We start from the raw sequence: 11,113 nt of genomic DNA, 5'->3' as shown, positions 1-11,113 counted from the left end.
TTTAATTTAATACTTCAAACCGATGAAGTGGAGATAACGGTAATACATGACCTCACAGAGAGTCCGGGCAGGTGCGAGCCGGGCAGGAAACAGATTATCAAATGGACCACAGAGGGTGCAGAGGAACAACAGTATTCTGCAACGTGATGGCATACGTTAGTTGCCCGGGATATGAAGGTATCCTATAAGAGCACGGGTCAAACCGTGAAGGCAAGGTGGCACCGCGGATAGTGGCGTACATAACAGTACATATTCGTCCTTGACAGAAACTAAGAGTTTTCTGTCAGGGACTTTTCTTTTATCCGGAAATCTTCTGGCAGAGGCTGCTTCACACAACATGAAGGAGGATCAGGACATGATCAAAGAAGCAATCGTAAAAATTGTAAACAAAGAAGACCTTACCTATGATGAAGCCTACAGCGTTATGAACGAGATCATGAGCGGCGAGACAACCCCCACTCAGAACGCTGCATTTTTATCCGCTCTTTCAACCAAGAGCGCAAGGGCTGAGACAACTGATGAGATCGCAGGCTGCGCAGCAGCTATGAGAGACCATGCAACCAAAGTGGACACTGGTATGGATGTGTTCGAGATCGTTGGAACAGGCGGAGATAACGCAGGAAGCTTTAACATATCTACAACATCAGCTCTTGTTGCAGCTGCAGGCGGTATGAAGGTTGCCAAGCACGGAAACAGAGCAGCTTCCTCCAAGTGCGGAACTGCTGACTGCCTTGAAGCTCTTGGAGTAAATATTCAGCAGAGTCCTGAAAGATGTATTGAGCTTCTTAACGAAGCCGGAATGTGCTTCTTCTTTGCGCAGAAGTACCACACATCCATGAAGTATGTAGGAGCCATCAGAAAAGAGCTGGGTTTCAGAACAGTGTTCAACATCCTTGGACCACTTACAAATCCGGGATCTCCCAAGATGCAGCTTCTTGGGGTGTACGATGAGTACCTGGTTGAGCCACTGGCTCAGGTCCTTGTAAGCCTTGGTGTTGAGAGAGGAATGGTTGTGTATGGCCTTGATAAGCTTGATGAGATTTCACTTAGCGCCGACACCAAGATCTGCGAGATCAAGGACGGATGGTACAAGACCTACGTGGTTTCCCCAGAGGAATTTGGATTTAAAAAGTGTGATAAGAGTGAGCTGGTTGGCGGAACTCCTGAGGAGAACGCTAAGATCACCATCGACATATTAAAGGGAGCAAAGGGTCCTAAGAGAGATGCGGTTTTATTAAACGCCGGTGCATCATTATATATCGGAGGTAAGGCAGAGAGCTTCGCAGAGGGGATCAAGCTGGCAGCAGAGCTGATCGACTCAGGAAAGGCCCTGGAAACATTGGAGAAAGTAAAAGAAGTAAGTAACAGACCGGAGTAAGGTTTGTTAAGAAAGATGAGTTGATACTATGACTATTTTGGATGAGATAGCTTCATATGCAAAGGAAAGGGTGGCTCTGGCAAAAGAAAAGGCCCCGCTTCATACAGTAAAAAATGCAGCACTTTCCATGCCTAAAGGGGATTTTTCTTTTGAAAAGGCTCTTAGGAAGGACGACATTTCTTTTATCTGTGAGTGCAAGAAGGCTTCTCCTTCAAAGGGAATCATTGCAGAAGACTTCCCATATCTTGACATTGCAAGAGACTACGACAGAGCAGGAGCTGACTGCATCTCAGTTCTTACAGAGCCAAAGTGGTTTCTTGGAAGTGACAGGTATCTTGAGGAGATAGCTAAGGCTGTAAGTATTCCGTGTCTTAGGAAGGACTTCACAGTTGATGAGTACATGATCTATGAAGCCAGGATACTGGGAGCTTCGGCAGTTCTTCTCATTTGCTCCATATTGTCAAGTGAACAGATAAAGGAATATATGGCAATATGTGACGAGCTTGGCCTTTCGGCTCTTGTTGAGACCCACGATGAAAGAGAAGTAGAGATGGCCCTTGGGTGCGGCGCCAGGATCATTGGTGTAAACAACAGAAACCTTAAGGACTTTACTGTAGATACGGAAAATAGCAGAAGGCTAAGGGAGCTTATTCCAAGAGATGTTATCTTCGTATCCGAGAGCGGCGTTAAGAGCGCAGAGGATGTCAATATACTTAAGCAGATTGGAGCTGATGCGGTACTTGTAGGAGAGACACTTATGAGAGCTGAGGATAAGAAAAAGAAACTATCTGAGCTTAAGGGGCTTTGAATGTGCTTAGGGATAAACAGTTACTTTTGTCCCAAGGAGGCAGACATGACACAGATCAAACTGTGCGGCCTATCAAGAATGGCTGATATAGAAATTGTAAATGAGCTTAGACCTGAGTACATAGGCTTTGTATTCTGGGAAAAGAGCAGCCGGTTTATATCAAGGGATGAAGCCCTGAGACTGAAAACAGCTCTTTTGCCCGGCATAAAGGCTGTTGGAGTGTTTGTAGATGAAGATGTATCGAAGGTTGCAGCGCTTTTAAATGAAAAAGTTATTGATGTAGCCCAGCTCCATGGACACGAAGACAGCAGCTATGTTGAGAGACTAAGAGACCTTTCGCCGGGGTGTGAGATCATAAAGGCCCTGAAGGTCAGAGATAAAGAAAGCTTATTAAAGGCGCTTGATGGATTTGCAGTATCCTCTCCGGATTACTTTCTTTTGGATTCCGGGACTGGAAGCGGACAGACCTTTAACTGGGAGATAATTAAAAGCTTTGAAGTTACAAGAACCCTTAAAAGATCTTCGAAGGGCTGGTTTCTTGCAGGAGGACTTGATACAGGAAACGTTAAGGCAGCTATTAGCGAGCTTGGGCCAATGTCAGTTGATGTGAGCAGTGCAATCGAGACGGAAGGGAAAAAAGACCCGGAAAAAATGAGAGCATTTGTAAGAGCAGTAAGAGACATGGATTGCAATAGTCTGTGATGAAGAATAAGGAGAAATGGCATGACTAACAAAAATGGAAGATTTGGAGTACACGGCGGACAGTACATTCCAGAGACTTTGATGAATGCAGTGATAGAGCTTGAAGAGGCCTATAACCACTACAAGGACGATCCTGAGTTTAATAAAGAGCTTCAGACTCTTTTTAACGAATACGCAGGAAGGCCGTCCCTTCTGTACTACGCAGAAAAGATGACCAAGGACCTGGGCGGTGCCAAGATCTATCTAAAGAGAGAAGACCTTAACCACACAGGATCCCACAAGATAAACAACGTTCTTGGGCAGGCTCTTTTGGCAAAAAAAATGGGAAAGACAAGGCTCATCGCTGAAACCGGAGCTGGTCAGCACGGCGTTGCAACAGCTACAGCAGCAGCTCTTATGGGCATGGAGTGCGTTGTGTTCATGGGTGAAGAGGACACCAAGAGGCAGGCTCTTAACGTGTACAGAATGGAACTTCTTGGGGCAAAGGTAGTGCCTGTTACAACAGGAACAGCAACCCTTAAGGACGCAGTTTCAGAAGCCATGAGGGAATGGACTAACAGGATAAGCGACACCCATTACTGCCTTGGTTCGGTTATGGGACCACACCCGTTTCCAACAATCGTAAGGGACTTTCAGTCTGTTATTTCAAAAGAGATAAAAGAGCAGATTCTTGAAAAAGAAGGCAGACTCCCAAGTGTAGTTTTGGCCTGCGTAGGCGGCGGATCAAACGCCATTGGAAGTTTTTACAATTTCATAGAAGATAAAGATGTGCGACTTATTGGATGTGAAGCAGCTGGAAGGGGCATAGATACCTTTGAAACTGCAGCTACTATAAATACCGGCCGGCTTGGAATCTTCCACGGAATGAAGTCATATTTCTGCCAGGATAAGTATGGTCAGATTGCCCCGGTATATTCAATCTCAGCCGGCCTTGATTATCCGGGAATCGGCCCTGAGCATGCTCACCTTCATGACATTGGAAGAGCAGAGTATGTTCCTGTAACTGACGACGAGGCAGTAAACGCCTTTGAGTATCTTTCTAAAACAGAGGGCATCATTCCTGCAATTGAGTCAGCTCATGCAGTTGCTCATGCCATGAAGATCGCAGGTAAGATGAGTAAGGATGATATCATCGTAATAACAATCTCGGGCCGCGGTGACAAGGACTGCGCAGCAATCGCAAGATACAAGGGCGTTACATATGTAGGGGAGGATGAGTGATGAGTAATATCAAAAGAGCTTTTGAAAACGGAAAGGCATTCATCGCCTTTATAACCTGCGGTGATCCTGATCTTGAGACCACAAAAAAGGCTGTAATAGAGATGGTAGCAAATGGAGCTGACCTTATAGAGCTTGGTATTCCTTTTTCTGATCCAACAGCAGAGGGCCCGGTTATCCAGGGAGCAAATCTTCGTGCACTAACAGGGGGAGTTACCACCGACAAGATTTTTGACATGGTGCGAGAGCTTCGAAAAGAAGTAACTATACCCATGGTATTTATGACCTATGCAAATGTAGTATATTCCTACGATGCAGATAAATTCATAAAAACCTGCAATGAGATCGGAATAGACGGTCTTATCCTTCCGGACCTTCCATTTGAAGAAAAGGAAGAATTTGAGGATATCTGCAACAAGTATGATGTGGACCTTGTATCTCTCATAGCACCTACATCAGAAAATAGGATAGCCATGATTGCAAAAGAGGCCAAGGGCTTTATCTATGTGGTATCAAGCCTTGGAGTTACTGGCACAAGAAAAGAGATAACAACAGACCTTGATTCTATTGTGGCAGCCATAAGAAAGAGCACTGATATTCCCTGTGCCATTGGCTTTGGAATCTCAATTCCAGAGCAGGCTAAGAAGATGTCTGATATATCTGACGGAGCCATCGTGGGCTCAGCCATCATCAAGATAATTGAGAAGTATGGAAGAGACTGTCCAAGGTACGTTGGTGAGTATGTACGCTCCATGAAGGATGCCATGAGGTAACCCATAGTTCTTTTACAAATCTGCCCTGACATGGTAATATATATTCGCCGTGTTAGGGCTATTTTTATGTAAATAATTGTTTTAAAGGAGATAAATTACCATGAAATTGGGAATCGTTATATGAACGCCTGTTTCATGAATCTCCATAAAGAGTCATAAAACTCTATGAAAGCGCATATTTACTAGGTTCGTGGTAATTTGTTCTCGTATGTAACTTGTTATAAATCATTATAATTTATAGAAAAATGGTACTCCCGTGGTACTCGGTATGGTACTCGATATTCGGGAGACCAAGAAAAAATATCAACATTATTTCATTTGTAACAAGCTATATTGAGACCCAGGTTAGCAGATAAAAATAACAGCATCGGATAATCAAATATCCGGTGCTGTATTAGAATTTAGTGTGAGGGTTAAACAAAATCATTGGACAGATTATATTTTAAATAATTGTGCTAAGGAGAGGTTATGAAAGTAAGAGAATACTCTGATTATGATTTGGCGGAGATTATACGTATATGGAATGAGGTTGTTGAAGATGGTATCGCTTTTCCTCAGGAAGAAACACTGGACCTGGAAAAAGGGGCTGAGTTCTTTGCCTCTCAAAGTTTTACCGGTGTAGCTGAGGAAGATGGCAAGATTTACGGTCTATATATACTTCATCCTAATAACGTTGGAAGATGTGGCCATATCTGTAATGCCAGTTATGCTGTATCATCGGATGTAAGAGGAAAACATATAGGGGAGCAGCTTGTTAAGGACTGTCTGCAGAAAGGAAAGGAACTTGGTTTCAGAGTTCTTCAGTTTAATGCGGTTGTGGAGAGCAATACCCATGCGAGACATCTGTATGAACGTTTAGGGTTCACGCAACTGGGAACCATTCCTGGAGGATTTCGAATGAAGGATGGACATTATGAGAATATTTGTCCGTATTATAAGGAACTATAAGGCTTTATCTTTTAATATAACTTTCCATGAAACACATTTTTTATAATACCATTTATAGAGCTCATGATTATTGGCAAATGGCTGATAATCATGGGTTTTTTTGCGTGCTGAGAAAATTTAAAAAAAGGTTGTAACAAAATAGTTGACAATGCAATTGTAACATGTTATATTACAACCATCAGATGTAACAAAACAAATTACAACAGTTTCGAGGAGGATTTTCAAAATGAACAAAATCGTAGAAGAACTTAGAAAAACAGGAGTATTTTATGTAGCAACACTTGATGAGGATAATCAGCCAAGAGTTCGTCCTTTTAGCTCCCTTACAGAAATCAACGGCAGCCTTTATATCTGCACAAACAATACAAAGGATGTTTACAAGCAGATTCAGAAGAACAGCAAGATTGAAATCTGTGGAATGGGTAAGGACGGCACATGGATTCGTATCAATGGAAAGGCTGTTCGTGATGATAATGATGAGTCAAGAAAGGCTATGCTTGAAGACCCTACAGGTCCTAGCAACCTTTATACTCTTGGAGATGGAATCTTTGAGGTTCTTAGAGTAGAGGATGCAAAGGCAACAAAGTATTCTATGACAGCAGACCCTGTTGTTATTGAAGCATAAAAAGATCAGTTAAGGTGCAGGCTTGAAAATTAAAAGTCTGCACCAGTTTTTAGATGAGGGATAAGATATGGATACAAAGGATTACTTAAGAATTCTCAGGAATGAAATTCACAGCACTGTCATGGCCACAGTAGATGAGGATGGTCATCCGGTAACCAGGGTTATAGATATAATGCTTGCGGATGATGAGACCTTCTATTTCATTACTGCTAAGGGAAAAGAGTTTTACTCACAGCTAACGGATCAGAAGTATATTTCACTTACCGGAATGAGCGGTGGTGAAGGGATGGATGTCAGGGAAGCATCAATACATAAAAGAGCTGTATCTATCCGTGGAAAGATTGAAAGTATCGGAACTGAGAAGCTTGATGAAGTATTTGCAGAGAATCCATATATGGCTGAAATCTATCCTGATCCTTCCACCAGAAATGCACTTGAAGTCTTTAGAATGACTGAAGGTACGGGAGAGTTCTTTGACCTGTCTACTAAACCAATAACCAGAGGCAGTTTTACCATTGGAAGCGAAGTACAGGAAAAGGAACATGGTGGCTATTTTATTACAGACAAATGCATCGGTTGCCAGGCGTGCTATGGCGCGTGTCCGCAAAAGTGCATAGATACATCCGATGTGCCGCTTGTTATTAGACAGGAGCATTGTCTGCATTGCGGGAACTGTTTTAGAGCCTGCCCTGTAGGTGCCGTTGTAAAGAGATGATGTAATCTGTATAATTACAATAGAAAACACAAAGAAAAGAGGGTAATTATGCAATTTTCAAGTAAGCTGGCAGTCAGCACACATATACTACTTGCAATCATAGAATTTGACGGAAAAGCAAAAACGACATCTACATTTCTGGCAGGAAGCGTAAATGCGAATCCGGTGATTGTCAGAAATATGCTGCTTATGCTTCAAGAGGCTGGTTTTATTAAAACAAAGCCTGGAGTCGGAGGCTCGGAAATGGCAATGGATCCAAAGGACATAACTCTTAAGGATGTACTTCTTGCAGTGGAAAAAGATACAGAGTTCTTTAAATTCCATGAGAATCCCAATCCCAACTGTCCTGTAGGCAGAAATGTCCATCAACTATTGGACGATAAGCTTGCAGATGCAAAGAATGCCATGCTGGAAAGTCTGTCAAAGACTACTCTTGCGGACCTGGCGAAAGACATGAAGATATTGATCAAAGAGCAGGAAGCAGGTTAAACGACCTGCTCTTTTTAAACAAAAAACAGAAAGGAGATGCCATGAGAATATTTGGAAACAATCTTTTTGGAAGCATAGATTATCAGAACAAGATTTCTATAGAAGATAAGATCAACCGATTAAAGGAAGAAATAGAAAATGCAGATGCCATTGTTATTGGAGCAGGTGCGGGTCTTTCTACTTCGGCGGGTTTTACATATAGCGGAGAGAGATTTCTTAAGTATTTTAAGGACTTCGCTGATAAATATGGAATAAGGGACATATATTCCGGTGGTTTTTATCCTTTTAAATCAAAGGAAGAATACTGGGCATGGTGGTCAAGGCACATCTATGTGAACAGATATGTTGACGTTCCCAAGCCTGTTTACAGGAACCTCTTGGAACTTGTAAAAGATAAAGATTATTTTGTTCTTACCACCAACGTTGATCATCAGTTCCAGAGAGCCGGATTTGATAAAAAGCGTATGTTCTACACTCAGGGTGATTATGGCCTTTGGCAGTGTTCGGATCCCTGCAGGCAGGTCACATACGATAATGAAGAACAGGTAAAAGAGATGCTTCTTGCACAAGGATTTACCTTTGGCGACGAAGGAGAACTGGTAGTTCCGATAAATGAGGCGGGAGAACCTGATTTTTCAAAAGTAAAGATGGAGATTCCGAAAGAGCATGTTCCTTACTGTCCTGACTGTGATGAACCTCTTATCATGAATCTTCGAGCAGATGATAGCTTCGTACAGGATGACGGCTGGTATGCTGCTAACGAGAGATATAATGATTTTATGAGAAGACATGAGAACCTTCATGTTCTTTATCTTGAGCTTGGAGTAGGGGCAAACACACCTGTAATTATCAAGTATCCCTTCTGGCAGAGAACAGCAGAAAATGAGAATGCTGTATATGCCTGCGTTAATTATGGCGAAGCTTTCTGCCCGGAGTATATTTCAAAGCGAAGTATCTGCATAGATGGTGACATTGGTGATGTTCTTATAGCACTTAAGAAATAAGCGAAAGGCGGTAACACATGACCCAGGATGAGAGAAGAGTTTATCTTATAGAGTATCTTTTAAATGAACAGAAAAAGATAAGGGCGATTGGTATACCTGAAACTGCGGACGAACAAAGGAGGCTCCTTCGTTCTCTTATGAACGTCAGAATGCCGGATCCGATTGGAGAGGATTTCCTTAAGATTCAGGATGAGTATCTGCAGGAGAGAAACAGGGAGCGTAGGATTACTGATGCTTCAGAACTTACCCCGACTAAAGCTGATGACAGACTATACATATGGCAGGGAGATATCACAACTTTGAAGTGTGATGCTATTGTTAATGCCTGCAATAGCCAGATGCTGGGCTGTTTTTCAGCTCTTCATTCTTGCATTGATAATTATATCCATACTTACGCTGGTGTAGAGCTCCGCCTTAAAATGAATGACATTATGCAAGCCCAGGGGCACGAAGAACCTACAGGACAGGCTAAGATTACGTCAGGATACAATCTGCCTGCAAAGTATATCCTACATACAGTGGGTCCGATTATCCAATGGGATGTAACGGAAGAAGATAAGGAGCTTCTGGCAAGCTGCTATCGATCGTGCCTTGAACTTGCTGCAGAGAACGGAGTGGAGTCCATTGCTTTTTGCTGTATATCTACCGGAGTTTTCAGATTTCCACAGGATATGGCAGCTGAGATTGCAGTAAAGACTGTGAAAGATCATCTTGATAAGAATCAAAGGATAAAGAAGGTTATTTTTAATGTATTTAAAGATGAGGACCTGAGAATTTATAGTGAACTGCTGTGCTAAAGCATTTGCATTATAGCACTATAAGGAGACGGCTCTGGCATAATGTTCAGAGACCGCTTGAGGAAGTTAATGGCAGATTGGGGCAGTCATCCGGCTGCCCCGATTACCTGCGAGAAAAACAGTATTTCATCAGATACGGGCTGTTTTCATAGAAAAAACTTAACTTATTGAGATACACTGCTTAGAGTTTTTCTATACACCCATGAAATTGCAATTCCTACGAATAGATTTATAAATGTCCACATACAGGTATCCGCTATAGCAGTAACTAGAGACATAGTTTTTAGAATGGAGTACTGCGAGAAGCAAAAATATAGTTCAGTTAAAAATGCTATCGTTCCTGCTGCAACAGCTCCTTGCTTTGAGGTAAAGAACTCACCCCAATATAGGACAATGGCAATGAGGAAGCCATGGGCTATGTTTGCCATTATCATGGTGAACATATTGACATTTTCTCTCGATATTATCGCAACAATATCCGGCGTAAGTTCTACATAGGCTGATAGCCAGTTTTGAAAAAAGGTAGCATAAATAAGAATAGTTAGCCCAAGAACAGTAATTGTTCCCACCAGTGCTGCAAGTATTACGGATTTAATTATATTTTTCTTATTATTCATTTGAAACCTCCATAAGATTATAGTAAGATTTATTCAATGATTGTTAGTTTAGCAACTATAGTTGCTGAATTCAAGAGATGATTTTTGGAATTAGTAGGATAAACAACGAAACTGGAAAACAGTTGTTGTAATTGGAGGATATTTATGGACTTAAGGGTAGTTAAGACAAAAAAAGCCATTAGGGATGCTTTCTTACTAATAAGAGAAAGGACTGAGTTAGAGCGTGTTAAGGTAAAGGAAATTTGCGATATTGCGCTGATAAACAAAACCACATTTTATAAGTATTACAAAGATGTTTCTGATCTGTCAGAAGCATTGGAGGAGGAAATCATGGATGATATAACCAAGGAACTGGTTGATAAAGCTAATTTTGTCAATGAATCCAAGGCGTTTATCTCAAACATGCCCATTATTTTAGACAAACATAAGAAGGAATTGCAACCACTGTATAGCGGACGATTTCATGTACTAATTAATAGCCTGGAGGAGCGCATTATTTCTTATTATGCAAGCGCTCCGGACAATATAGAAGACGAGTTTAAGCTTACCTTTATGATTTGTGGAGTTTTTGAAACCATCAAAAGGGCAAAGATAAAAAACAAGTATTCTGATGAAACTATCATAGAACAGACTTCTGAACTTGTTGAAAGATTAAAAACACAGAAACTGCTATAAGACAAGGTTGCCATATTTGCGGTACAAACGAAGAGACAGATGGAGGTAATGAAGTATGTATTCTCTTTTGCTTGCAGTAATATATCTGATATTTGTTAGTCTTGGGCTACCGGATTCCCTTCTGGGATCAGGCTGGCCTACTATGCAGGTGGCCTTTGGAGTTCCATCTTCGTATGCTGGTTATGTTTCGATGGCAATTTCATTTATGACGATAATATCGGCACTGATCAGCCCAAGGATGATCAGAAGATTTCATACAAAGTGGATCGTGATCGTATCCATCCTGCTGACAGTGTTCGGGCTTCTTGGCTTTTCATTCTCGACATCATATGCGATGCTTTTCGTGTTTGTTATACCCTACGGT

The 11,113-nt window shown here is 41.8% G+C and carries 13 protein-coding genes and 1 pseudogene; 13 read left to right on the top strand and 1 reads right to left on the bottom strand.

Annotated elements, in window-relative coordinates:
- Positions 1–355: 355 nt before the first annotated feature.
- The 11 genes from trpD to J6I68_RS16115 all read left to right on the top strand — a co-directional run bounded on the left by trpD (position 356) and on the right by J6I68_RS16115 (position 9,457).
- On the top strand, positions 356–1,378 hold the full coding sequence (gene trpD / locus J6I68_RS16165) for an anthranilate phosphoribosyltransferase (protein ID WP_292221797.1): 1,023 nt from the start codon (positions 356–358) through the stop codon (positions 1,376–1,378).
- 28 nt (positions 1,379–1,406) lie between these two features.
- On the top strand, positions 1,407–2,186 hold the full coding sequence (gene trpC, locus J6I68_RS16160; protein ID WP_292221795.1) for an indole-3-glycerol phosphate synthase TrpC: 780 nt from the start codon (positions 1,407–1,409) through the stop codon (positions 2,184–2,186).
- Between the two features lie 45 nt (positions 2,187–2,231).
- Positions 2,232–2,888 (top strand): phosphoribosylanthranilate isomerase, encoded by a 657-nt coding sequence (locus J6I68_RS16155; RefSeq protein ID WP_292221793.1) that lies wholly within the window; start codon positions 2,232–2,234, stop codon positions 2,886–2,888.
- A gap of 21 nt (positions 2,889–2,909) precedes the next feature.
- Complete coding sequence (gene trpB / locus J6I68_RS16150; protein ID WP_292221791.1) at positions 2,910–4,109, top strand: tryptophan synthase subunit beta; 1,200 nt, start codon at positions 2,910–2,912, stop codon at positions 4,107–4,109.
- On the top strand, positions 4,109–4,879 hold the full coding sequence (gene trpA / locus J6I68_RS16145; RefSeq protein ID WP_292221789.1) for a tryptophan synthase subunit alpha: 771 nt from the start codon (positions 4,109–4,111) through the stop codon (positions 4,877–4,879). Before trpB ends, trpA begins: the two co-directional genes overlap by 1 nt.
- Positions 4,880–5,347: 468 nt before the next feature.
- Entirely contained in the window at positions 5,348–5,827 is a 480-nt protein-coding gene (locus J6I68_RS16140) for a GNAT family N-acetyltransferase (protein ID WP_292221788.1), read from the top strand.
- A 226-nt stretch (positions 5,828–6,053) separates the two neighbouring features.
- On the top strand, positions 6,054–6,452 hold the full coding sequence (locus tag J6I68_RS16135) for a pyridoxamine 5'-phosphate oxidase family protein (protein ID WP_292221787.1): 399 nt from the start codon (positions 6,054–6,056) through the stop codon (positions 6,450–6,452).
- A gap of 67 nt (positions 6,453–6,519) precedes the next feature.
- On the top strand, positions 6,520–7,167 hold the full coding sequence (locus J6I68_RS16130) for a pyridoxamine 5'-phosphate oxidase family protein (protein WP_292221785.1): 648 nt from the start codon (positions 6,520–6,522) through the stop codon (positions 7,165–7,167).
- A 48-nt stretch (positions 7,168–7,215) separates the two neighbouring features.
- On the top strand, positions 7,216–7,656 hold the full coding sequence (locus J6I68_RS16125; protein ID WP_292221783.1) for an Rrf2 family transcriptional regulator: 441 nt from the start codon (positions 7,216–7,218) through the stop codon (positions 7,654–7,656).
- 41 nt (positions 7,657–7,697) lie between these two features.
- A complete protein-coding gene (locus tag J6I68_RS16120) occupies positions 7,698–8,660 on the top strand; it encodes an SIR2 family NAD-dependent protein deacylase (RefSeq protein ID WP_292221781.1) in 963 nt (320 codons plus the stop codon).
- 17 nt (positions 8,661–8,677) lie between these two features.
- Positions 8,678–9,457: a protein-ADP-ribose hydrolase gene (locus tag J6I68_RS16115; protein ID WP_292221780.1), complete on the top strand. Its 780-nt coding sequence runs from the start codon at positions 8,678–8,680 to the stop codon at positions 9,455–9,457.
- 164 nt (positions 9,458–9,621) lie between these two features.
- Here J6I68_RS16115 and J6I68_RS16110 read toward each other — a convergent pair whose 3' ends face one another.
- Entirely contained in the window at positions 9,622–10,074 is a 453-nt protein-coding gene (locus J6I68_RS16110) for a hypothetical protein (protein WP_292221778.1), read from the bottom strand.
- 144 nt (positions 10,075–10,218) lie between these two features.
- Between J6I68_RS16110 and J6I68_RS16105 the strand changes: the two genes are divergently transcribed.
- Together J6I68_RS16105 and J6I68_RS16100 are read left to right on the top strand one after the other, a co-directional pair.
- On the top strand, positions 10,219–10,749 hold the full coding sequence (locus J6I68_RS16105; RefSeq protein ID WP_292221776.1) for a TetR/AcrR family transcriptional regulator: 531 nt from the start codon (positions 10,219–10,221) through the stop codon (positions 10,747–10,749).
- A gap of 55 nt (positions 10,750–10,804) precedes the next feature.
- Positions 10,805–11,113: pseudogene (locus J6I68_RS16100) on the top strand (MFS transporter); the annotation flags it as partial.

Source organism: Butyrivibrio sp. (assembly GCF_017940685.1).
Lineage (GTDB): Bacteria > Bacillota > Clostridia > Lachnospirales > Lachnospiraceae > Butyrivibrio.
This window is presented reverse-complemented; position numbering and strand designations above follow the sequence as displayed.

Coding starts and splice junctions, on each gene's coding strand:
- trpD (WP_292221797.1), top strand. CDS start 356: ATGATCAAAGAAGCAATCGTAAAAATTGTAAACAAAGAAGACCTTACC.
- trpC (WP_292221795.1), top strand. CDS start 1,407: ATGACTATTTTGGATGAGATAGCTTCATATGCAAAGGAAAGGGTGGCT.
- J6I68_RS16155 (WP_292221793.1), top strand. CDS start 2,232: ATGACACAGATCAAACTGTGCGGCCTATCAAGAATGGCTGATATAGAA.
- trpB (WP_292221791.1), top strand. CDS start 2,910: ATGACTAACAAAAATGGAAGATTTGGAGTACACGGCGGACAGTACATT.
- trpA (WP_292221789.1), top strand. CDS start 4,109: ATGAGTAATATCAAAAGAGCTTTTGAAAACGGAAAGGCATTCATCGCC.
- J6I68_RS16140 (WP_292221788.1), top strand. CDS start 5,348: ATGAAAGTAAGAGAATACTCTGATTATGATTTGGCGGAGATTATACGT.
- J6I68_RS16135 (WP_292221787.1), top strand. CDS start 6,054: ATGAACAAAATCGTAGAAGAACTTAGAAAAACAGGAGTATTTTATGTA.
- J6I68_RS16130 (WP_292221785.1), top strand. CDS start 6,520: ATGGATACAAAGGATTACTTAAGAATTCTCAGGAATGAAATTCACAGC.
- J6I68_RS16125 (WP_292221783.1), top strand. CDS start 7,216: ATGCAATTTTCAAGTAAGCTGGCAGTCAGCACACATATACTACTTGCA.
- J6I68_RS16120 (WP_292221781.1), top strand. CDS start 7,698: ATGAGAATATTTGGAAACAATCTTTTTGGAAGCATAGATTATCAGAAC.
- J6I68_RS16115 (WP_292221780.1), top strand. CDS start 8,678: ATGACCCAGGATGAGAGAAGAGTTTATCTTATAGAGTATCTTTTAAAT.
- J6I68_RS16110 (WP_292221778.1), bottom strand. CDS start 10,074: ATGAATAATAAGAAAAATATAATTAAATCCGTAATACTTGCAGCACTG.
- J6I68_RS16105 (WP_292221776.1), top strand. CDS start 10,219: ATGGACTTAAGGGTAGTTAAGACAAAAAAAGCCATTAGGGATGCTTTC.